We start from the raw sequence: 24889 nt of genomic DNA, 5'->3' as shown, positions 1-24889 counted from the left end.
CATATTTATGAATGGAAACCACCCTCATAATAACAATATTTTATCAGCCGAGCAAGAAAAAAATCTCTTACTCATACGAATAAGAGATACTTAGCTATTCTTTCTCGTTTTCCTGAAGATAAGACTTAGCATCTTTAAAGAAAGAAGCAACAATAATAATGATAATAATACCTATCGGAAAAGCAGCTATGATAGAAACAGATTGTAAGCTGTACATAGAATTTTCAGCAAATATTAATGCGATAGGAAAAAGAATAAACATAACAGACCAGAAAGTACGAATACGTTTATCCGGTTCTTTATCTGTATCAAGCTTCTTATATGAATAGGAAGAAATAACCATTGTGATTGAATCAAAAGTTGTAGAGTAAAAAGCAATCATTGTGATTACTAATAACAATAGTCCCAATGCCGGCAAAGGCAATGTATCAAAAATCTTCATAATAGCCTCTGAATAGCTGCCTCCCTTAGCAATAAAGCCGGCAACATCTACACCATGTTTCAACTGCTGAGCTAAGCCATAGTTTCCTAAGACAATAAAAGAAGTAAAAGTACCTGCCAGACCCCAGCTGTATCCTCCTAAAACAGTATTTCGAACTGTTCTTCCTTTTGATATCTTACCCACAAAGAACGGTGTTGCAACACACCATACCATCCAGTATGCCCAATAATAAATAGTCCAGTTTTGCGGAAATGATGTTTTTCTTAAAGGATCCATATTAGTCACCAGACCGGTAAAATTTTGAATCATATTACCCATAGCACTGAATCCGGTTTCTAAAATATATCTTGTTTCTCCGCCTAAGAATAAGAAATAAACAAGTAAACCAAAGAATAAGTATGTGCAATAAACAGCTAATTTAGAAACACCTTCCATTCCTAAAAGAACTGTTACAGTATAGACAATTGCAATAAGTATTAAGATACCGATTGTGAGAAATCTGCCATTAGGAATATGAAAGATTTTTGAAATAGCTTGTGATAATAATGGTGTTGCAAGGGAAAAAGTTGTAGCCGTACCGGCGATTAAAGCAAAGATTGCAATTAAATCAATAACTTTTCCAAAAAAGCCATCTACCTTCTTTCCTAATAAAGGCCGACAGCCTTCTGAGAATTTCTGCTTATTTCGTCCTCTGACATGAAGCATAAAGCCAAAAGCAACAGCTAAAGCAATATAGAAGCTCCAGGCAATAGGACCCCAATGAAATAAAGGAAATGTAGAAGCCCATTTCTGAACTCCTCCCAATTCCTGTATATATCCTTCATTAGCATATAATGCCCATTCACATAATGAATAGAATAATATATCTGCCGCCATTGTAGATGTAAAAATCATTGTTCCCCAGGCAAATGATGAATACTCAGGTTTTTTAAGATTACCCAATTTAATATTACCAAACTTTGAAAAAGCCATATAAAGCGTTGATCCGAATATCCCTACTCCTAAAAGAGCATAATAGAGTCCCAGATCATTTCCGATAAAGCCTCTTACTTTTTCTAATATAATTTTCGATTGATCAGGTATCAGCATAAAAATAAGACATAATCCAACAACTCCTATCAATGGAACAACAATTGAAAACCAATCTATCTGTTTGCTTAATTTTTCCTTTTCCATAACTATATCCTTCCCCTATACGAATAATCAATCGCTTTTAATTCCTCAATGCTGTCTATTTCAATCACATCATTCTTATTCATTTTATAAATACCTAATTTATATTCATCAGGATAACAGAACATTGCAACATCATCCCAATAAATCTGTGTATTGCCTTTTTCAAATTCTATTTCCAGATGTTTCTTCAGCTTTCTGCCATCATCCTTAGTCCATCTGGAAACACTATATAGTTGCCATCCTTTCTGACCGCCTGTACGAGAGCAGCTGATCACTTCTTCTTTCTCATTAATCTGCATCAGCCATTCATCAGTGATCTTATCAGTATAAATCGCATTATATCCGGAAAGATTAAACTGAGGACTGAGAACATCATTATTTAATATTATCTGATCACCGTCCAAGATCATCGCTTCTTCCAAATAATCTCTTGCCACATAAAGTGATGAAATGTTATTACAAGTCTTGTAATAAGGATTTTCTATAATCACAATTCCCGTATACTTCTCTTCCAAATAATAGAACTGCTCTTTTAAATATCCGCATACAATATAAATCTCATTTATATTTTGAGCATATAATCCCTTAATCACATTTTCAATCATCGGTTCATCATGAACCTTAATTAAAGGTTTAGGTGTTACCAGTGTTAATGGCTGTAGTCTCATACCAAGACCGGCAGCCATTATAATAGCTCTTTTTACAGTATTCAAATTCTATTCCTCTTCTCCAATTCATTTTTTACAATTTTATAATAGTCTTTTGCATAACGATATTGTCTTAAAGAGTATTCTCCAAAATCAATACCGATATTTCTCTTATATTCACACCAATTACTCCATAATAATCCGCAAGCCGATACATAAGCATATATCTTGATTCTATCAGTTTTATCACACTGATTACTAAAATATATATCTATCAGATGATCTATCTGTTGTTTATCATAAAAAGCATAAATACTGAACATTGCAATATCTACATGAGGATCCTGCATACTCGCATATTCCCAATCAATAAGATCAATCTTCTCATGTCCTTTTTCATCTGTAGAAAACATAAAGTTGTCACATACTGCATCAATATGAGTTAAGCATTTCTTTTGAACATGCTTATCTATATACTCTTTTAACTCAAAAACATGTTCTTTAGTAGTCAGATAATCTTTATATGCTGATTTTTGATTATCTCGGAGACTTTCATAAAAATCAATCTGCTTAAAAATATCAAAATAATAAGAAACCTGCAAATTCATATCATGAAACTTCTTAAGTTTCTTCATACATTTCTTCACATCATCCTCATTAGAAGGATCACAGTTTCTTGAATGATTGATAAACTTTGTGATCTTATAGCCGTTCTGAGGATTTAAATAAATATTATTATCACATATCCCTTTATTTTCTATCGTATGATAAACATCAGCTTCCTGTAATCTATTAATAAGCTGATCAGTTCCTTCTCCGGGAATTCTCATAATATATTTTTCATCACGGCATTCAAACAAGAAAGATCTATTTGTCATGCCTTTCTTTAAGACAGTTATATTCTTAATATCTTTATCTTCTGCATGTAATGATTCCTTAATAATAGAAATAGCCTCCGTATTCAGTTGATTAGAGTTTTCATCCAATTCTCTTAACTGTTCATAGGTATTAATTTCAACATATTTTAAATGATCTACAACATTCGCATAAACAAGATATTTATCATGATTAACTAAGGTCTTTTCCCAGAAATCCTGATCATACTCATTGCTTTCCGAATATTCTTTTAATTTCCTTTTAACCGCTAAAGATGCATCTTTATCAAGATAAGCAATTCCCAGCATATCTTGACCTCTTTCATGTGCTTTTATTCTAACAATTTCACCTTTTTTATTAACTCTCACATCTGATGATAGTTTCGTCTCGTCACTTACCATATACCATGAATAAAGCTCATATTCTGAAAATGGATTTTCATAAGCATACATATCACAGGGGATAATATAACTATGATCTATATAAGTAGTAGCCAATGATAATGAATAAAGATTATTCTTTATAGAATAGCAGTCATTCACAATAAGGTAAACATTATATTTATCAATCAAATATTCATACTGTTCTTTTAAGAATCCAACAACAATATAAATATCATTAATGCCTTTTTCTTTTAACTGTCCGATAAGTCTTTCAATAAGAGGTTCACCATGAATTTCCAGCATTCCTTTAGAGACTTCTGTATTAATAGGAACCATCCTCATCCCATAACCGGATGCTAATATAATCGCATTTTTAGGCTTAGATACTTTTAAAAGGTGGCTTCCTTTAGCAGTAATCTTACTGTATTTATCTATAAAATCATTATCTCTTAAATATTTAATACATTTATTAACCATTCCAATCGAAAGATTCTCATTAACAGCTATTTGCCTTTGCGTTATTATTTTATGAATGACTATTTGTTTAAAAACATCTAAAATATGCTTGTTCATTATATTTCACTTCCTTATTTATATGAACATTATACCCATATATCTTAATAAAATCAACAAACTTATTATCTTCATTTTATATTTAATCATTTCTATTGCATTAATAAGTATTATTTGTTAGAATATCAAAGAAAATTTTCTAGGAGGTAATAAAATAAATGAATTTAAGGAAAACTTTCAAATCAATACTGTGTATTTCAATGTTAAGCGGGATCTTTACTTTATCGTCTATAGAAACTTATGCCCATGACAATAAATGGGAATATACTGTCAATAATGACAATACTGTTACTATTGACAAATTTAAAGATAACAAAAACGAGAATGTAGTAGTACCGAATACAATTGAAGGTAAAAAGGTAACTGTAATCGGTGCATTTGCTTTTGCAGGAAATCAAACTATTAAAACTGTTGTATTAAAAAATGGTATTAAAATAATCCGGGATGTCGCTTTTGCTCGCTGTAAGAACTTGGAAAAAGTAGAATTGCCTTCTACTTTAAAAGAAATCCATGAATCAGTTTTCAGAGATTGTATGAAACTTAACTCAATTACAATTCCATCTTCTGTTACTGAAGTAGGAGAATATGCTTTTGAAAACTGTAAATCTTTACCCGGTTCTATTCATTTTGGGAACACTCAGCTGAAACTGAATATTAATACTTTTAATCATCTTCCTTACAGATGGATTCATGTCGGTTATAAGTGGCAGTATACTCTAAAGAAGGAAGGAAAGTATACTGATCATGAAACAGATATTGAATTTGCCGGAAACAAAAACGGTATTAATAAAACAGCATGGCATTATATTAATAAGAAATGGTATTATTTTAATAAAGATAATTTCTTACAGACCGGCTGGATTAATGATAGAAAGAATAATCAGGATAGATGGTATTACTCTTATGATTCCGGTTTAGTATATAACTGGCAAAAAATAAACAATAAATGGTATTTCTTTAATAATGATGGAAAAATGCTGACAGGCTGGATTAAATCTGAAAACAAATGGTATTATCTTGGTGATTCCGGCGCTATGCTGACAGGCTGGCAAAAGATTAAGAATAAATGGTATTTCTTAAAAGGCAGCGGTGAAATGGCGGCAAATACATGGATCGGCAGATATCATGTTAATTCTAACGGAGAATGGAATAAAACAAGATAAGAAAAGAAGATCATAATGATCTTCTTTTTTAGTTAGTCAATATAATATTTCCAGATTTGAATATTTTCTATTGTTTCTATATATTTTATTTTAACCTTTTTACTGTATTCTTTTTGCAGGTATTTCAATATTGTATCTTTACTGCCACTGTTACAAGCAAAATAAACATCTGATTTTATTAATGATTTGACAGGATTTTTTAAAATACTCTTATCTATTCTATTATTAAGCGGTGAAGGTACAGACCATCCCCCTAAAAAAAGAGTATTTCTATAAACATCTTTATACCGCCTATTAATTCTGTATATCTTAGTTGCCGGAGCTATACAACCAAATGTAAGTGCATCAGCAACATAAACCTTATCTTTTTGTTGTTTGATATTATGAAAAAATAAAAAATAATCTTTACCCAAATCTTTATCATTAAAAGTATTTGACAGCAGATTTAATCCATTACTTACTAGCAAACAAAGAATGATTACATAATAAACATATTTTTTATAAGTTTTATCAAAAGAGAGATCATTTATTTTTTTAGAATATCTATTCAAAATAAAAGGATAAAAAATTATAAAAAAAGATAACCAAATCATATAGACAACACGCCATATTACTCTATTAACGGAACTTAATAGTATATATTCTGCACATATAACACCACTTAAAAGCAGGTATAAAAAGCAGGATTTTGTATCCAAAAATAATAAAACTAATAAGCCGATCAGCCACATTGCCGGTAATAAATGATTTCTAATAGCAGCATAAATATTAGAAAAACTTTTAGTAATAAGACTTAAATCATAACTAACCGCTTTCTTATTATTATTAATCATTTCTAATCGTTTAAGAGTAAATTTATCAAAGTCTGAATATGCCCAGCTTTTAAGCATATTTAAATCAAGTAACTCAATATCAAGGCTTTTATATAGCTTTTTATTCTCTTCATAAGGAGGTACTCCATAATCTAACAGTAAGCTTCTTTGATGATTATATTGAAGAGCATAATTCCATTCCGGTTGAGAATTATAAAAATATTCATGAAACATTTGAAAACTGAATATCATTAATAATGATATACCTAGAGGTATTAGCTTTTTTAAATATTTTTTAATAGGACTCCCAAACATTTCAACAATGAGTAAACATAATCCAAACGGAAGAACCGCTTTAAAACTATCAAAACGAACTAACGCACCTAATATCATGAGTATTATACCTATTGGTATCATTTTCTTAGATATATCTTCAATCATTACAAAATAAAGAATTAAGAAGCCAATCATACTATATAAGGCAGCATTCTTAGTAAACTGAAGACAATTATAAAAATCATAGTCCAATAAGATATTTATAAATACTGTTAATCCGATTGATATTGGAAGAATAGTTTTCTTAGAAACCATTAAGCATAACAGAGTAATAGAAACAAAATTCATAAAAAGCATTACAAATAAATACCAATTCACACGTCCTGTAATCTTATAAAGAATTTTCAAAATATAACCATAGATAATATTATTAAAAACTAAATATTCACTATGTGGTGTATATGTTCCGTTCGCAATAAGATTCAAAGCAAAGTCATCATTTTCTTCATAAAATATTCTACCCAGTAAGAGATAACCTAAAAAGAATACTACACATATACCCAAAATGATAAAATATTTCTTTTCTATTTTATGAAATATCTTCACTTTGAGATTTCTCCTTTTTAATAACTTCCTTAACAACATACTGAGGTGAATTATTTAAACAGATATATATTCTTCCAATATATTCTCCGATTATACCTAACATAATCATAATAATACCGCCAATAATCAGATTAATAGAGAATAATGAACTAAATCCTATCTCTACTCCACCAATAAAAATCTTTCTAAAAACAGTATATAAAACCAAAATAGCCCCTATAAAAGCAAAGATAAATCCCAGTATTGTTGTAAATCTTAATGGCTTGACTGAAAATGAAGTTAAGCCATTAATCCACATCTGAAAAGATTTATAGAAAGTGAAATTCCCTTTACCATAAGGTCTTTCTCTTTCTTCTAATAATACATTCTTAATATATCTTGTGCTTCTGATTAATAATCCATCCAAATAAGTATAAGGGTTCTTATAATGAAGGATCTCATCTTTGATATAGGCTTTCATCACTACAAAGTTAGATAAAACAAGATTTTTATCTTTCTGCAAAAAAAGATTAACCATCATATCATTAACTTTAGAACCGAAACGCTTAAATTTGCTTTCTTTCTTTTCTTTATATTTTGCGATTGATACATCATAATTCTCATTTATAAGAGGTTCCATCAGTTCAAAAAGATGATCTACAGGACACTGTAAATCATCATCAATAATGACTATATAGTCTCCTTTTACATAGCTCATACCACATATAATCGCATTATCCTTGCCACCATTTTTTGAAAGATTAATACCGGTCACATGATGATTTTTCTGAGCTGCCTGTTGAATCATATCCCATTCATGATCCGGTGAACAATCATTAACAGCTATTACTTCATAGTCATATGATGACATAGAGATAACCTGATCTATTTCATTAATCACTTCTTTTATACTTTCTTCTCCCCCATAACAAGGAATAATAAAACTTATTTTCTCGCCATCCATACCTCTAATTCCTTTTTCCTGTCATTCTATTTAATATCACATATAAACACACTATACCTATTGAACCAAAGAAAGCAATAAATAATTCTTTCTGATGATATTTAAATAATATAGTATGTCTGCCCTTCGGTAATTTCACTGCCATAAAAGCTTTATTTGCTTTTAATATGTCAGTTTTCTTACCATCTATAAAGGCTTGCCAATTCTTATCATATGGTACTGCCACATATAAATAGCCATCCTGATCTTTATTTGTATGAATACTAAGCCTATTTGTATCATAGTGAAAATCAATATTTGTACAATCCAGATGACTGATATCTTTATTTGTCTGTTCCTTTGATTTTGTATAAAGATTTAAGGAAGATATCTTATATTGAGCCCTATAAGGAAAAATAATACGTATTGTATCAATACCTGTCATCATACCAAGACTCATAAGCCAATTATGCTTATGACCATAAAGATTTGAACGAATTGTTTGTGAATCAATATACTCATTGATATTATCAATTTTCTTGCCCCGATAATATCCTTCTATTTTAATTCTATATGACTGTATCCATTCTGATATCACATCAAGATCCTTTATCTGAAGATAAAGAGTCCGATTCCTAATCTCTTTAAACTTGAAATCAACAGAAGCATTATCCCAGTTCGCCTTATAAATAGAATCTTTATAAGAAGAACTGTTATTAAATAGAGTCTGATAATTCATTTGTTCATAATTCTTTTGAGTTTTTTGATAATCACTCTTTTCTTTAGATACAATTGCCCGAGTCAATATCTGATATCTTTCAAATTCATTGAATAAATCATAATCCTGCTCATTGATATTATGAGTAAAGAAATGAGCTATTGATGTATCTATTGATGACTGATAAAGATGATAGTTCTTTTCTTTTCTGATCAGTCTGTTATAAGGATAAGGGTTCATCTTCTTATAATCAGATGGAGTAATAATATACTTTGTTCCATTTAATAAGTGAAGGTAAGAGAGATATCCTAATCCGGCATATGTAAAACTAAACGAACTGTTAGTTAATCCGATAGATTTATGAAAATGATCAATATTCTCATTATAATAGCTATAATAGAAATCATAACTGTTTAGAGATTCTATCATACCGGCATTTCTATATCTATTTGTACCTATTTCATCATATCGGTAATCTTTCTTATCTTTAATCTCATGAAGAATCTTTTTGCTTTCTGTCAAAAGAGAAAATGCTTTTCCTCTATTAACTTCTTTTGTTACCAGTGAAGACATTCTAGCACTAAAGCAAACTGTTGAATTAATAACTGTAGATAATGAAAACAACATAATAATAAGATTCTCTTTAAGAGTCTTTGGAATTTTTTTAATTAGTGTCACGATAAAGAAAAGACTTATACATAAAATGAATAGTATTGAGAATACTACTCTATAATGATAAAGAAAGACATTAAACTGATAATTTTTAGTTTGAGAGAATAAGATAAGATATCCTGTAAAAAAAGAAATAATGATAAGAATTTCTTTCTTACTTAATTCAAACAGTTTATTAAATGTTACAACCATAATATAAGATATTAAAAACTGATAAGCAAAATTCCAACGATAAGCCGGATAATTAAAGCCATTAAATAAACTGCTGATCTGTGCTGAAAAAAGACTGACTGTAAGTAAGATATAATATAGTTTAAGATCTTTATAGCCTTTTCTTAGCATTAATACCATAATACTTACTAATGTAAGAATAGAAAATCCCAAGATAGCATCTGTTCCTGTATCATAAGATAAGAAATAATAGGTGAAATAAGTCTGTATCTTATCAAATCGAAAGAAGAAAAATAATTTTCTTTGATAAGATAATCTGCTGGTATTCATTAAATTCATAATAACAGGAAGATATAATACCAGTCCTGCACTAACACTTAAGCCACAATGATAGCTAAACTGTCTAAAAAGCTCTATAAATCTTTTTCCTGTTTTCTCTTTTTCTATAAATATAAAGTTAATAACTGCATAGACAACAATCATTATAGAAATCATATATGAAAAATAAAAATTATAGATTGTTGTTAAAAGAAAACTAATAAATAATAAAGTTCCTTTCTTTTCATACCATAATTTTTCACATCCTAGCATGATAAGTGGAAAATATATAAATAAGTTAATAAAATTTGGCTGTTTGAATACAATCATGACTGCCGGAGCAAAGACATATAAAACAGATCCTAATAATGATGCTTTATAGCTATGTTTCTTATAAAAACAAAAAGCATAGAAAGAAAGACCTGTCAAATATAATCTTAATACTATTAAAAAATCAAAAAGATATTCAGCATATAATGGTGATATAAATGCCGATAAATAATTAAATGGATCATAGAAGTAATCACAGAGTGTTGACATGACATCACTGCCATATCCAATAGACAGATCCCATAAAGGAATAGTAAACTGATGATGAATAAAAATATTTGAGAATACTGTTCTTATCCATTTTCCTACATAGATAAAACCTGTAAACTGCTGTTCCAGACCATCATATTTCCATATAAATGATTTATTATATTTTATAAACCAGAATTGAATATTTAATAGAAATAGTATTAAAAAAATTAAAGTATATATAAAAAGAAATTTTTTATGTTTCTTTATTATTTTTAACATAAAATGCTCCTTTCTGTTTATACTATCCTAATAATGAGAAAACAATGATTCCTGAAATAATCAATACTAATGCTATTATTCTTTGTTTATTAATCTTTTCATGAAATATTTTAACACCAAAGAATGTTACATAAATATAGCTTGTTGCTTCTAATACCGGCCCCATTGATAAAGGAATGCCTTTATAAGCCAAGATTGATAAAAAGGTAGTCCCTACAAATAATACATAAGCAAAGAATACTAATGGGTTAGTATATTCCTGAATAAAACTATCATAATTCTTTTGTGATGCTTTTTTTAACATAACCTGAGAAATAGCACTTACAAATACGCCTAACAAAAGAAAACATGAATAAAAAATAACTGTACTATTCATTTGTTTCCTCCTGATCTGATGAAGCAAAAATAACTATACCGCTGATAATAAGTATAATCCCTATAATCTTACCTAATGTAATAGATTCATGAAAGAATAAAACTCCCCATACTAATCCCCATACAACCGTAACAGCTTTATTGGAGAAAGCTGTAGTAAGAGGCAGTCTTTTAATAATCTGCTGCCATCCTATTGCATAAAAGCCTAAAAGAAGAATAATAGCTCCATAATAAAGAATAAAAGGGATACTTAAAAACGTCTGCTTAGAAGCCATTTTTGAACATATTCCGCTTAATGAATAAATCATCAGCATCAAATGTAATAAGATTAAAGTTTTAACTGTTGATTTATTCATTATCATTCTCCTTTAGGAAGATACTTCTCTAAATCTTCTATTCTCTTTGCCTTAAATATATAATATCCAAATCTGGTAGAACTGTCTGTGACAGTTCCTTCTTTGATAATATGTACTTCACTATCTACTAAAACAATATGATCATCTTTCTTTAACTCTTCTAATACTTTAAGATCCTGATCAGTAAAAATAAATCTAATTCCTGTTGGACAGCCGGTGTACATAGGCTTTAAATCAATCGGATTTCCTAAAGCAATATCAATAACCCCTCTTACAAAGTCAATGCCGGTGGAAGAAGCTACAAGTGTACTGCCAATAAAGTCTCCTCCCATTCTGCCACCTATTTCAATAATCTTAATATCTCCTGTATCAGATATCTTGAGCTCACTATGAGAAGCACCATTTTTAATTTTTAATGAATCTAAAGCATGAAATACACTATTCTTTATTTTCTCTAGCAGCTCATCACTTAATGGTGCAGGTTCAAGATGTCCGGTTTCAATAAAATGAGGTGTTCCGGTTGTATATTTCTTAGTAGCAGCTAGAAAATGATGCTTTCCATTATTGGAAATACATTCAATACTATATTCCTGTCCTGATACATATTCCTCTACTAAGACATGCTTATCAAAGCCTTGTTTTTTAGCATCTTCAATCGCTTCTTTTAATCCTTCTGAAGACTCCAGCTTCGTAATGCCTCTGCTTCCTGATCTATCTATCGGTTTTACGATAACCGGATAATCTAATGATATATCTTTTAAATCATCAATGCCTGCTGCCAATAAACTCTTAGGAGAAGGATCATGATTTAAAAAGAATGCCTGTCTCATTAAATGCTTATTAGTAGAAAGCTCTGTACATTCCATACTGTTACCCGGCAAATTCATTACAGAGGCAACATAATTAACCGTAATAACTGCCAAATCAGAAGCAATAGTACAGATACCATCAATACTTATTTCCTGACATTTCTTTAATATTTTTTCTTTCTCTATAATACTGATCGGATAAAAATAATCGGCTTCTTTTTCTCCTACATCATTAGCTGCCCAAGCAAAAACATGGGTTTCCAATTTCATTTCTTTTGCTTTCTTAATTAATGGAAGCTGTAGATAGGATGCTCCTATAATTGCCAGTTTTTTCATATTATCCCCCTATATAAACTTATACTTATTGATAATATTTATAATTCTTATAATCTCACTATCTTCAATAGTAATCGGTAAATTAATAATAGAACATTCTATTAAATCTATATTTAATAAAGAAATCTTATTTCCAAAAATTTCTGTAACATTAGGATACCAGTCACTTACCGGAACATTATTTTTAAGTAAATAATTAATAAAATTATATTTGAAATGTGGATTAACAAATAAAATATATCTCCATGGAACAGCACCTTTATTAAATGAATAATGTTTTATATTCTCATTAATATGAATAGCTGACCGATAAAGATGTGCTTTTCTAATCCTTTCATCTATATTCTCCTGAAGAGATATTAATTGCTTAGATAATTTAACCTGATAATCTTTTAAATCTGTATAGTGTATATAAATGTTCTTTAAATTATTTCTTAATCCTGCCCATATAAAAGGTGATATAGACTGGTTTTTATTATTTCTTATAAGTCTATATAATTTTGAGAAGAAAGCATCATTAACATCAGTCTCAGCATTTTTAACCGGAAGGCTTTTATATGCCTGATCTATAGATGATAAATCATTATTAGAAACAATAATTCCTCCATATCCTAAATCTATTGTCTTTGAATATCCTGTACTAAATAAACTATAATCTCCCCAAGTACCACAAAATTTATGATCTAGTACTGCTCCCATTGAAGAAGCACAATCTTCAATAAGTAATATATGATGTTTTTTACAATATTCTGCAATCCTAATTATATCCTGATTGGGATTTCCATACATATGAGGAATGATAGCTGCCTTACATTCTTTAATACTACTTATAAAAATATCATAACTTACATTTCCTAAATTATCTGTATCGCAAAATACCGGTATATTACTGCTATAAATAATCGGATAAACAGCAGCATAACAAATATTTCCAGGAATAAGTATTTTTTTATTCTCTATATTTTGATACCTTAATATTAAATATATTCCTGTAGCAGCTCTGCTTATAAACAAATGATTCTTTTTAATATTTAATATATCTATCATAATGTTAGTGGCTTATCTTCTTCTTTAAACTGATGAAAATTATGATATTCTTTTGATATCCATTCTTTTTTATAATCAGTCAACATATCTTCTAAATCAGCATATTGAGGTTCCCAATGAAGCTCTTTTTTTGCCTTTTCAATACTATAAACATAACCTCTAGGAAGACCCTTTTTTTCAGGAACTAAAATTACTTGAGAAACTTTATCTTCTGCAAACACTTTAGCCAAAGCTAGAGCTTCTTCATATTGTGAGTATCCTACTCCTGAGGCAATATTATAGATACCTTTTGCCTCTTTTACATTAACAGCAGCTTCAATTGCTTTTAAAACATCTTTAATATAAACATGATCTCTTTTTATAGATTGATCTCCCCATATCTCTATAGATTCACCTTTAATAGCTTTTTCAAAAAATATTTCAAAACTGCTCTTTTTATATGATCCATCTGTCTTTAAGCTTCCCAATATTTCTCCATATCCATGTACACCTGTCAGCCTTAATGCAACAGCATTCATTTTAAAATCTTTATTATAGTATGTTATAAAGTTTTCAGCAGCAATCTTAGAAATAATATAAGGCGAATGATCTCCTGTAAATGATATCGGATCTTCTTCAGAAATAATATCCTTATAAACATCATTATACACTTTATGAGAAGATGTAATAACTACTTTCTTAATTCCATTATTTCTAGCGTATTCCAATGTTTTGTATACACCTAATGTATTAACATCAAAAAACTTCTGAACAGGTGTCTCTAGTTCAGCTAAACAAGCTGACAAATCAATAATAGCTTCTACTTTAGATGCGTCAATACCGTCAAAAGCTTTATCATTATCTAAATCAAAGTATTTAAACTTAATATTCCTTTTTTCAAGAAATTTCTTACCTTTCTCTGATCTTCCTAAAGCTAATATATCGTATCCTTTACCTTTTAAATACGGACATAAATATCTTCCTATATATCCAGTTGCCCCAATAACTAAAATCATCTTATTTCTCCCTTCTTTCTTCATTTAATATTTCTGATATTGCATAAAGTGGTCTGTTTTTTGTTTCGTTAAATATATTACCTACATAAATCCCCATAATACCAATAGAAACTAATAACAGTCCACCCATTAAATAAATAGATGCTACAATTGTTGTCCAGCCGATAATGACTCCACCTAAACTAGCCTTAATAATCAAATACAAGATGTACACAAAAGAAACTAAAGCCATCATAAACCCGGTCTTAATTGAAAAACGTAAAGGTTTATTTGACTGTGAAGTGATAAATTCAAATGCCATTGTTAATTTTCTTTTTAAATTGTATGAACTTTTTCCTGCAAATCTTTCATCCGCTTGTAAATCAATCGCTGCCTGTTTAAAACCTAGCCATTTAATAAATAAAGTATATGCTCTATTTTGTTCACGCATCTGACTATAGTAATTAATAACTTTTCTTTTTGAAATACTAAAATTACAAATAGTGCTGTCAAAATTCCCTTCAGTAAAATAATCATAAACTTTATAGAATGAACGGGAAAGAAACTTCGTAATAGCCGTGTCCTTTCTATCAATACGTCTTCCAAATACTACATCAAAGCCTTCCTGAGCCTTATCGTATAAATCTATAATAGCCTCCGGTCTATCCTGTAAATCACAATCCATAACTACAACCCATTCACCCTTAGCATGATCAAGTCCTGCTGTGATAGCTTTAATCTGACCAAAGTTTCTTGATAAATGAATACCTACAACTCTATGATCTCTATGACATATTGTTTCAATATCTTCCCATGAATTTTGTGGACAATTATCATCTACAAGGATAATCTCAAAACTATCAGTTATTGTAGAAAGAGATGAGACTAATCTTTTATGCAATTCAAATAATGCTGCTCTGCATCCATATACCGGAATAACAACCGATATTTCCATACTATCACCTACTTCTTAAAAAACTCTCTAACAGTTTGAATCACTGTCTCTCTGTCTTCTTTAGTCATACCATAATAAAGAGGTAATCTTGTCAGTCTGTTACTATCTTTAGTTGTATATTCATCTACTCCATGAAATCTTCCAAACTTAAGCCCGGCAGGTGCTGAATGTAATGGAATATAATGGAATACACTTAATACATTATGTTCCTTTAAATATTGAATAAACTCTGTTCTCTGCTTTAAGTCTTTTAACTTAAGATAAAACATATGAGCATTATGAATACATCCATTAGGAATAACAGGAAGTTCACATAATCCTTCCTCTTCTAATGGCTTAAAAGCATCATAATAAGCATTCCATGTCGCTAATCTGTCATTATTAATCTCATCAGCATGAATCAGCTGTCCCCATAAATAAGCAGCATTTAATTCACTAGGCAAAAAACTATCTCCAAAGTCTACCCAAGTATATTTATCTATCTGACCTCTTAAGAAACGAGATCTGTTTGTTCCCTTTTCTCTAATAATCTCTGCTCTATCATTATATTTCGGATTATTAACAACAATAGCTCCGCCCTCACCCATTGAATAATTCTTAGTTTCATGGAATGAATAACATCCAAAATCACCAATAGTTCCTAACGGTTTTCCTTTATAACTGCTCATAACACCTTGAGCTGCATCCTCAATCACAATAAGATTATATTTTTCAGCTATATCCATAATAGTATCCATTTCACAGGGAACTCCCGCATAATGAACCACAATAATAGCCTTTGTCTGATCAGTAATAGCCGATTCTATCTTTGTTTCATCAATATTCATTGTATCTGGTCTAATATCAACAAATACCAGCTTAGCTCCTCCCAGCACTGCTGAAGTTGCTGTACTGGAAAAAGTGAAGCTCGGAAGAATAACTTCATCACCTTCATTAAATTCACAAAGAATAGCCGCCATATCTAAAGCTGTTGTTCCACTAGTCGTTAAAAGCACTTTTTGTGCATTGAATCTCTCCTCCAGCCATTGATTACATTTCTTTGTAAACATGCCATCCCCACATATCTTATGAGCATCAATAGCTTCCTTAACATATTTTATTTCATCGCCGGTACATGGCGGTATGTTAAATGATATCATAATTAACCCTTCTCCTTTTAAAGATAAAATTTAATACTGTATAGAAACATAATACAAGAAACATCCCACTTATACCAATTAAAACATTTTTTTGCTTGTAAGTTAATTGAATTTTATGTTTTCCTTTAGATAACTTAATAGCCATGAAAGCTTTATTTGCTTTTAAGACTTCACTTTTAATTCCATCAACTTTTGCTTCCCAGTTTTTAGAATACGGAACTGCTATATAAAGATAACCGGCTTCATTTTTATTTGTAAGAATATCTATTTTATTTGTATTATATTCAAAATCAATATTTTCACTATCTAAATGGCTTATATCATTCGCTATTTGCCGGCGTGTTTTTGTGTATAAAGAGATATTGGAAATCTTATACTTTCCCTTATGAGATAATGTAATTTTAATATCATCTACATTCTTGTCGGCATATCCTAAATTAATAAGCCAATTATGCTTATTAGCATATAAATGAGATTTTAGCGTTTGACTATAAAGATTATACATCATCGTATTAATCTTTTTATTTTGATGATAAGCTTCTATAGTTACCCCATACCAATCACTGTTATTTGATAAAAAATCAAGATTATTTATTTGTAAATAAATCTGTTTATCTTTAATCTTGTTTATTTTCAGATGAAATGATACATTATCCTTTTCTGTTTCATAATAATTTTGATTATTTTTTATACCCTTATCCAAAGTTAATTGATAATTAAGATAACCATATTGTCCAATAGCTTTTTTAACATTACAGTTTTTATACTGATTATCTAAGCTAATAGCCCTTAATAATGTCTGGTATCTATTAAACTCACCTAACTGATCATAATCGCTTTCACTAATCACATCTTTATAAAAATGAGCCATAGAAACTTTTTTATCTGTAGTATATAAACTATATTTTTTTCCATAAGAACCTTCTTGCTTCATTAATTTGTTATAGGGATAAGGGGGGGCTTTATAATAATCAGAAGGCATGATTATATACTTTGTACCATTAAGAAGATGTAAGTATTCATAATACCCGAGTCCTAAATAGCTAAAATTGAAATTTGCCCCTTGAATAGAACTATATCCCATTGAATTATGAAAATTATCTATATTATTATTATAGTAACTGAAATAAAAATTATAGCTATTTAGAGAAGTGATCATATCAGAATTTCTATAATGGGATGTCCCAATCTCATCAAACCTAATATTATTCGTCTTATACTTATTTTCAATAAGTCCTTTACCATCAGCTCTTATTTTATATAAAGCTTCATTTCTATTTAATTCTTGATTAATAAAGTCATTTTTATCAGGGCTAAAATAAATTGTTGTATTAATAAGCAAAGAAAAAATAAATATGACCGCAATACATTGATTCTTATATTTATTTAGCTTTTCCCTATTAAACAATAATAAAATGAACAGTATACTCATAAGCATAAGATTCATCCAGAAATTATGAAAGCTGAAATGAGTTAAAAACAAAAAAGACATTGAATAAATACTAAATCCTATTACTAATTTTAAAAGATCCTTTTTGTTTATTTTTAAAAGTAATGGAAATGTTTCAACCACTATATACATAATCAAAAAATTATAAAGAAAATTCCATCTATAAGTTGCATAATTAAAGCCATTAAAAATACTTCCTGCTTTACTAGAAAATAACGCTGTTGTAAGTAAAATAAAACTAATCTTTAAATGCTTGTTACCCTTACTTAAGAAAAGGATCATAATACTTAGAAATGTCACTATCGAAAAACCCAACAGTGCGTCCGCTCCTACATCAATAATCTGAAAATAATTCGTAAAGTATATTTTAATTGTTTCCCAATTATAGAAAAGAGGGATAATACGCTGAATAGAGAGTCTAGAGGCTGCTGCTAAATTAATAATAATAGATAAATTCGCTAATAAACCGCAGGCAACACCAAAAATACCGTGAAAGGAAAAATGATATATTAACTCAAAAAATCTTCTCCATGTTTTTTCATCATTATCAAAGAAAAATTTAATTGCATAATAAATAATTATTCCAATCACAATCATATAAGTAAAATAAAAGGAATATGCACTCATTAAGAATAAAGAGATGAATAAGAGCGTTCCTTTCTTTTCATACCAAACTTTCTCACAGCCAAGCATAATCATTGGAAAATAAATAAAAAGATTCGCAAATGCTGCTTGTTTGAAAACAATTAAAAAAGCTGGAGAAAAACAATAAAGAAGAGATCCGACTAATGAGGATCTTTGATCTTTTTTCTTATATGCACAAAAAGCATAAAAAGAAATCCCAGCTAGATAAATTTTAAAAAAGACTATAAAACTAAAAAGAAATTCAGTTAAAGATGTAGGCACTAATACAGACAGATAATTAAAAGGATCCATAAAAACACCACCTAAAGTTGTGATTATATCACTGCCATAACCCATGGACATACTCCATATAGGAATAATAAAGCGATGATGAATAAATAGATTTTTAATAATACTTCTTAACCATTTTCCTACATAAATAAATGAAACATACTGCTGTTGTAAACCATCCAAATACCATATATATGATTTATTATTTAACATAAACCATATTTGAATACCTAAAAAATAAAGAATAAGAAAGAGGACTGTATAAATAAATATAAACTTTTTATGTTTCCGTAATCTATTTAACATAGTCCTCTTCCTTCCTTTTTATACTTCTTTTCTATTACCATACATTTCTTGATAATAATTCTGGTAATCTCCGGAAATAATATCTTTCCACCATTTCTTATTGTCTAAATACCACTTAATGGTTTTCTTTATCCCATCTTCAAATTTTGTTTCCGGCAACCATCCTAATTCGTTATGAATCTTAGTCGGATCAATCGCATATCTCATATCATGACCCTTTCTATCTTCTACATGAGTAATAAGATCTTCACTCTTTCCAAGTTCTTTACAGATCATTCTTACGATATCAATATTTGTTTTCTCATTATGTCCGCCTACATTATAAACTTCTCCAACTCTTCCTTTATGAATAATCAGATCAATTGCTTTACAATGATCTTCAACATATAGCCAGTCTCTGACATTTAATCCTTCTCCATAAACCGGTAAAGGCTTATCATTTAGAGCATTCGCAATCATTAAAGGAATCAGTTTTTCCGGAAAATGATAGGGACCATAGTTATTAGAACACCTGGATACAGTAATTGGAAGTCCATAAGTCCGATAATAAGCAAGTACTAATAAATCTGCACTTGCCTTAGAAGATGAATAAGGACTTGATGTATGAATTGGTGTTTCTTCGGTAAAGAATAGATCCGGTCTATCTAAAGGAAGATCACCATAGACTTCATCAGTTGATACCTGATGATATCTTTGAATACCATATTTTCTACAGGCATCCATCAATACAGATGTTCCAATAATATTAGTCTGCAAGAAAATTTCCGGATTTTCAATTGATCTGTCAACATGTGATTCAGCTGCAAAATTAACAACCATATCCGGATGTTCTTCCTCAAAAAGCTTATCAACACGAGCTCTATCACAAATATCCAACTTTACAAATCTAAAATTCGGATTACTCATGACAGGTTCCAATGTAGATAAATTACCTGCATAGGTTAATTTATCTACACATACAATTCTGTAATTAGGATATTTTTTTAACATATGAAAAACAAAATTTGATCCTATAAATCCTGCTCCACCGGTTACAATTATATTCATATCTTTCTCCTTAAGCTATCTTTCCATCAATTATATTCTTTAAATAAGCACCATACTGATTCTTCTTTAACATCTGATACATCTTTTCAAGATCATCTTTAGTAATCCAGTCATTCCGATAAGCAATCTCTTCAAGACAGGCAATCTTACGATGTGAGTGCTGTTCAATAGTTTTTACAAAGTTTGTTGCATCCACAAGAGATTCATGTGTTCCTGTATCAAGCCATGTAAATCCTCTTTGTAAGATTTCTACATTAAGTTTTCCTTGCTCAAGATAAATTCTATTTAAATCAGTAATCTCTAATTCTCCTCTTCGGCTTGGCTTAATCATCTTAGCATATTTTACAACATTCTTATCATAAAAATATAATCCTGTAACACAATAATTTGATTTAGGATGTTCAGGCTTTTCTTCAATAGAAATAGCTTTTCCGTTCTCATCAAACTCAACAATACCAAATCTTTCCGGATCTTCTACATAATAGCCAAAAACAGTAGCACCATCCTTTCTTGATACTGCATTTCTTAATCTTTTAGTCATGCCATGACCATGGAAAATATTATCTCCTAAAATCAAGGCACAGCTGTCACCATTAATAAATTCTTCTCCTAAAAGAAAAGCCTGTGCCAAACCATCCGGACTAGGCTGTACCTGATAAGACAATTCAATCCCGAACTGATGACCGTCACCTAATAATTCTTTAAATCTTGGTGTATCGTTGGGCGTACTGATAATCAGTATTTCTCTAATACCGGCAAGCATTAAAATACTTAACGGATAATAAATCATAGGCTTATCATAAATAGGTAATAACTGTTTACTGGTCACCATTGTAAGCGGATACAATCTTGTACCGCTTCCTCCTGCTAATATAATTCCTTTCATACTACTTATCTCCTAAAGATCCTTTCATTGGATTTATAATATATTCATCATCATTAATCTTAAGATAAATAAGATTCAGATGATATCTTTCATTTTCCGGTGGAAACTCCATATAATCACCATAATAATCTCTTAATATCTGATCATAATTCTTGGGTACAGGAACCGTCATATCTTCATATTTCTTTTCAATTAATGGGAATACTTCATCTAAAGCATAAACATTTGTATCATCACTATCATAAGATCCTATTAACTTTCCCTCAGGGTACCTTGAAGCATTCTTAATAAACTGATCAAGTAATTTCTTATAGTTCCTTGAATAAATACATACATATATTCTTTTAAGATATCCTTTAACCTTCTGTATAAAAGATCCGGCTATCTTATTTTTCAACTTATAAAGTTTATACCTATTAACATATTTACAATTCATTGCATAGATTTCATTATAATGCTCAATACTATCTACATGATCATAAATAAAAATATCCAGCATAAGATGTGTATACCAAAGCTTATTATCAGAAGGTCTGATCCAGCTAAGATCAATAGGACTCTGCACAGTTACATTGGTATTATAAACTCTGCCAATAACCTTATCATGCATTTCTTCATCAGAATAACCTGTTAAAAAGAGAATTCCTTCTTTCCATTCCTCTTTAGGAACATTAATAAGCTTATTATAATCTTCTCTTAACATACCAATATCAATATCACCATCCCAAGGAATAAATCCTTGATGTCTAACTGTACCAATAAGTGAGCCATAAGCTATCCAGTATTGAATATTATATTTCTTACATATTCTATCTAATTCTTTTAAGCTTTTAAGATTTTCCTGCTGTATTCTACGTAATAACTGTCGGTCTATAATCATTTTTATAAAACAACCCCTTAAATTTTTATTGTTTAACCCATTATATTAAAATAATCTCTAATTCTCAATATAAAATGCATCAAACCCATGAATTAATCTATCTTTTTCATCAGGCAACTTCATATAATCACCATAGGCATGAGAGAGAACTTGATCATAAGCTTTGGGGATCAGAAACGGATATCCTTCAAAGGTACCTTCAATCAGCTCATCAAACCATTCTTTTTTAAATGTATCAATAAGAATATTCTCAGGCCAGCATAAAAGACCATATGTTTCTGTATCAAAACAGGTATCAAAACTCATCATTTTTCGACAACAATACCGACTATCAATACCAAAAAGACTGAAAATAAAACGAATGGGAAGAATAAAAGGATAAATAAGCTTAAACTTTAAATCTTTAATATTACCGGCTATACAAATCTGATTCATTCTCTTATACCATGAAACCTTCTTAAAAGCAGATTGCATCTGATGTTCATCATCCGGTAAATAGGACATTTTAAAAACATCTATCCAAACACCTGTTCTATATTTATGAGAAATATTCTTCTCATAAACAATAGTATTCTCATCTATTATCTTTATAAATGGATAACAGCTCGGGATAGTTGACGGATATAAGAATTTATATTTCTTTTTTTCATTAAGATAAGGATGCTTCTTAATAATTTCTAATAGCTTATCATAATCTTCAGCCTTCACAGCAACATCTACATCATCATCCCATGGGATAAATCCTTTATGTCTAATAGCTCCCAGTAATGTTCCTCCCATCAGAGAATAGTCAATCTTATATTTTAAACAGAAATCATGAAATTCTATCAGCATCTCCAGCATACATGACTGAATCTGCTCGTGAGTCATTTTAACTAATTCCATATCTATCTCCTTAATTATTCTTTTAATAGTTTTAATAGTCCGATAATCTTAGTTCTAAAAATGACAATAAATATAAATGCAATAAATACAATGATATATCTTATCATAATAAACTTATAGAACAGCATACAAATAAATGTCAGAGTCATAAAGACTATAAAGATTAATATAAGCTGTCTAAGATTAAAGAGTTTCTGATCAATATGTGCCTGTTCTTTTGTTTTAAGATAGCCATAATAATTAGCTAAAGCAAAAAACAGATAAGAAGCAAGCGTTGTATATCCTGCTGCAATATAGCCGGCAATAGGAATCAAAATCGCATTTAAGACAATATTTAAAACAGCTGCTCCGATTGTCCCTAAAACAAGCAAGCCACGTTTTTCATAATAAAATTCTACATTAATAAAGAGTTGTGAATAGAATTGAAGCAATAGACTCATAGCAACCGGAGGTACAACCCAGATTGCTTCTTGATACTGTTCTCCTCCTAATATAGCAATTAATTCAGGAGTTGTAATAATGACCCCCAATAATAAGACAGCCATTAATATACTTATTAAGTTCGCAATTTTTATATTATCAGAACCCTGATGGCTCTTAAGCTTCTTATAAAACCACGGCACATAAGAATTATTAATCGCATTTAAGACAAAGACTAATACTATCCCAAGTGAATACGCCAGACTATAGATACCTGCTTTTTCCGTTCCCGAAAAAGCATTAATCATTAACTTATCACTCTGATTAAAAATAGTCTGAGAAAGATAATAAGGAATTAAAGGAATATTAAATTTAAGTGCATAAATCCAGTATTTCTTATTAAAAAACTCTTTTCCTTTTGAATAGTTATATACGAAAAAGATAGCACCAACAATAATATTGACGATCGCATAGCCGGCTATTCTGGCATATCCCTTTTCACTAAAGTTCATAATCAGAGAAAATGACAGAATAGGTGAAATAATCGCAATAAGCAATGTAATAAAGATAACCTTCTTATAATGATAATCAAAACGTTCTTTTCCCATCCAGAATTGAAGAACGGTTTTACCTAATGTTTCAATCACAAGAGTAACCATAATCAGAGTCGGCAGCTCAAAGACTTTATTCCATAATTGACTAAAAGGTAAATAAATAATAAGAAAGATCATACTGAATAATAAACAGATATTCTGTACATTAGAAATATATTTGTCTCTATCATTCTCAAACTTAATCATCGCTGTATTAAAAGAACCATAGGGCAGATTAAATGTCGTAAAAATAACTAAGATAGCTCCCCATGATGCATAGATACTATATTGACCAAACTGTTTAGTTGTAAGCAGTCTTGTAAATAAGGGTAAAGTAATAAATCCTAATGCATTCTGTAAAATACTGCATAAAGTATAAGCAATAGATGCCTTAACAGTAATAGGAACATCTTTATACTTATGCCATAATGATTGAATCATATCATAACTCCCGATTATTGGCTTGATACCACAAAAGCTCATTTAAAGAATCTTTATCATATAAGCTGATAATAGCAGAAGGCACATCTCTATCAACAATTCTATGATAATGATTTTTATCATAGAATCTGATAGCACGCTGATTTGTTTTCCTTACACACCAGTAAATAGACTTCAATCCTAGCTCTTCTAAGCCATACCAAATAATTTTATTCATTCCATAAGATGAATAGCCCTTACCCATAGCACATTTTCTTATAGTAATCGCAAATTCAGCAAATCCCTCTTCTTTATCTATATTCTTTAAAGATACTGTCCCCATATATTCATCATTCTCATCAGCAATCGCAAGATGAATATTTCCGGCATCATGACTGCTAATAAAGTTCAAACAGTCTTCAAGCTTCATATGCATAAAATCTCTTCCTAACGGTTCTACAACAGATAAATCATGCATCCATTCTAACATAAAAGGAGCATCTTTCTCTTTTAATTCCCTTATCTTCATAAAGCCTCCAT

The 24889-nt window shown here is 29.8% G+C and carries 21 protein-coding genes; 1 reads left to right on the top strand and 20 read right to left on the bottom strand.

All coding sequences use genetic code 11. The features are described 5' to 3' along the window. Positions 1 to 94: 94 nt before the first annotated feature. Genes HMPREF9943_RS01855 through HMPREF9943_RS01845 form a run of 3 tightly spaced genes read right to left on the bottom strand, consistent with a single transcriptional unit; the run spans position 95 to position 4097 of the window. The gene (locus HMPREF9943_RS01855) at positions 95 to 1618 is read right to left on the bottom strand and encodes a BCCT family transporter (RefSeq protein WP_004801530.1); all 1524 of its coding nucleotides are present in this window, start codon (positions 1616 to 1618) and stop codon (positions 95 to 97) included. Between the two features lie 2 nt (positions 1619 to 1620). After that, positions 1621 to 2331: a sugar phosphate nucleotidyltransferase gene (locus HMPREF9943_RS01850; RefSeq protein WP_004801528.1), complete on the bottom strand. Its 711-nt coding sequence runs from the start codon at positions 2329 to 2331 to the stop codon at positions 1621 to 1623. Then, positions 2328 to 4097, bottom strand: coding sequence for an NTP transferase domain-containing protein (locus HMPREF9943_RS01845; protein ID WP_004801526.1), 1770 nt, complete (start codon positions 4095 to 4097; stop codon positions 2328 to 2330). Before HMPREF9943_RS01845 ends, HMPREF9943_RS01850 begins: the two co-directional genes overlap by 4 nt. Positions 4098 to 4255: 158 nt before the next feature. On the opposite strand from HMPREF9943_RS01845, the gene HMPREF9943_RS09630 reads away from it, so the two are divergent. Next, a complete protein-coding gene (locus HMPREF9943_RS09630) occupies positions 4256 to 5260 on the top strand; it encodes a leucine-rich repeat protein (protein ID WP_004801525.1) in 1005 nt (334 codons plus the stop codon). Positions 5261 to 5292: 32 nt separating this feature from the next. Here the strand turns inward: HMPREF9943_RS09630 and HMPREF9943_RS01835 are convergent, their stop codons facing one another. Genes HMPREF9943_RS01835 through HMPREF9943_RS01755 form a run of 17 tightly spaced genes read right to left on the bottom strand, consistent with a single transcriptional unit; the run spans position 5293 to position 24878 of the window. Then, the gene (locus HMPREF9943_RS01835; RefSeq protein WP_004801524.1) at positions 5293 to 6954 is read right to left on the bottom strand and encodes a hypothetical protein; all 1662 of its coding nucleotides are present in this window, start codon (positions 6952 to 6954) and stop codon (positions 5293 to 5295) included. Continuing rightward, positions 6938 to 7897 (bottom strand): glycosyltransferase, encoded by a 960-nt coding sequence (locus HMPREF9943_RS01830; RefSeq protein ID WP_004801523.1) that lies wholly within the window; start codon positions 7895 to 7897, stop codon positions 6938 to 6940. Before HMPREF9943_RS01830 ends, HMPREF9943_RS01835 begins: the two co-directional genes overlap by 17 nt. Before the next feature lie 4 nt (positions 7898 to 7901). Next, the gene (locus HMPREF9943_RS01825; RefSeq protein ID WP_004801522.1) at positions 7902 to 10556 is read right to left on the bottom strand and encodes a YfhO family protein; all 2655 of its coding nucleotides are present in this window, start codon (positions 10554 to 10556) and stop codon (positions 7902 to 7904) included. A 22-nt stretch (positions 10557 to 10578) separates the two neighbouring features. Beyond that, positions 10579 to 10932, bottom strand: coding sequence for a DMT family transporter (locus HMPREF9943_RS01820; protein WP_004801521.1), 354 nt, complete (start codon positions 10930 to 10932; stop codon positions 10579 to 10581). Next, a complete protein-coding gene (locus tag HMPREF9943_RS01815; RefSeq protein ID WP_004801519.1) occupies positions 10925 to 11287 on the bottom strand; it encodes an EamA family transporter in 363 nt (120 codons plus the stop codon). The genes HMPREF9943_RS01820 and HMPREF9943_RS01815 overlap by 8 nt, the downstream gene beginning before the upstream one ends. A gap of 2 nt (positions 11288 to 11289) precedes the next feature. Beyond that, complete coding sequence (locus HMPREF9943_RS01810; RefSeq protein ID WP_004801516.1) at positions 11290 to 12432, bottom strand: ATP-grasp domain-containing protein; 1143 nt, start codon at positions 12430 to 12432, stop codon at positions 11290 to 11292. 9 nt (positions 12433 to 12441) lie between these two features. Further along, entirely contained in the window at positions 12442 to 13479 is a 1038-nt protein-coding gene (locus HMPREF9943_RS01805; protein WP_004801515.1) for a DegT/DnrJ/EryC1/StrS family aminotransferase, read from the bottom strand. After that, complete coding sequence (locus HMPREF9943_RS01800) at positions 13476 to 14474, bottom strand: NAD-dependent epimerase/dehydratase family protein (protein ID WP_004801513.1); 999 nt, start codon at positions 14472 to 14474, stop codon at positions 13476 to 13478. Before HMPREF9943_RS01800 ends, HMPREF9943_RS01805 begins: the two co-directional genes overlap by 4 nt. 1 nt (position 14475) lies before the next feature. Next, the gene (locus HMPREF9943_RS01795; protein ID WP_004801511.1) at positions 14476 to 15408 is read right to left on the bottom strand and encodes a glycosyltransferase family 2 protein; all 933 of its coding nucleotides are present in this window, start codon (positions 15406 to 15408) and stop codon (positions 14476 to 14478) included. A gap of 8 nt (positions 15409 to 15416) precedes the next feature. Then, positions 15417 to 16547, bottom strand: coding sequence for a dTDP-4-amino-4,6-dideoxygalactose transaminase (gene rffA, locus HMPREF9943_RS01790; protein ID WP_004801509.1), 1131 nt, complete (start codon positions 16545 to 16547; stop codon positions 15417 to 15419). Then, positions 16534 to 19218 (bottom strand): YfhO family protein, encoded by a 2685-nt coding sequence (locus HMPREF9943_RS01785; RefSeq protein WP_004801508.1) that lies wholly within the window; start codon positions 19216 to 19218, stop codon positions 16534 to 16536. Before HMPREF9943_RS01785 ends, rffA begins: the two co-directional genes overlap by 14 nt. Positions 19219 to 19236: 18 nt before the next feature. Continuing rightward, positions 19237 to 20265 carry a dTDP-glucose 4,6-dehydratase gene (gene rfbB / locus HMPREF9943_RS01780; RefSeq protein ID WP_004801505.1) on the bottom strand — a complete coding sequence of 343 codons (1029 nt, stop codon included), beginning with the start codon at positions 20263 to 20265 and terminating at the stop codon, positions 19237 to 19239. 10 nt (positions 20266 to 20275) lie between these two features. Further along, complete coding sequence (gene rfbA / locus HMPREF9943_RS01775) at positions 20276 to 21151, bottom strand: glucose-1-phosphate thymidylyltransferase RfbA (RefSeq protein ID WP_004801504.1); 876 nt, start codon at positions 21149 to 21151, stop codon at positions 20276 to 20278. A gap of 1 nt (position 21152) precedes the next feature. Further along, on the bottom strand, positions 21153 to 22031 hold the full coding sequence (locus HMPREF9943_RS01770; RefSeq protein ID WP_004801502.1) for a LicD family protein: 879 nt from the start codon (positions 22029 to 22031) through the stop codon (positions 21153 to 21155). 57 nt (positions 22032 to 22088) lie between these two features. Beyond that, positions 22089 to 22916, bottom strand: a complete 828-nt coding sequence (locus HMPREF9943_RS01765) for a LicD family protein (RefSeq protein ID WP_004801501.1) — start codon at positions 22914 to 22916, stop codon at positions 22089 to 22091. A gap of 14 nt (positions 22917 to 22930) precedes the next feature. Then, complete coding sequence (locus tag HMPREF9943_RS01760) at positions 22931 to 24370, bottom strand: lipopolysaccharide biosynthesis protein (protein WP_004801499.1); 1440 nt, start codon at positions 24368 to 24370, stop codon at positions 22931 to 22933. A gap of 1 nt (position 24371) precedes the next feature. Then, positions 24372 to 24878: a GNAT family N-acetyltransferase gene (locus tag HMPREF9943_RS01755; RefSeq protein ID WP_004801497.1), complete on the bottom strand. Its 507-nt coding sequence runs from the start codon at positions 24876 to 24878 to the stop codon at positions 24372 to 24374. Positions 24879 to 24889 lie beyond the last annotated feature (11 nt).

The organism is Eggerthia catenaformis OT 569 = DSM 20559 (genome assembly GCF_000340375.1).
GTDB classification, from domain to species: domain Bacteria; phylum Bacillota_I; class Bacilli_A; order Erysipelotrichales; family Coprobacillaceae; genus Eggerthia; species Eggerthia catenaformis.
This window is presented reverse-complemented; position numbering and strand designations above follow the sequence as displayed.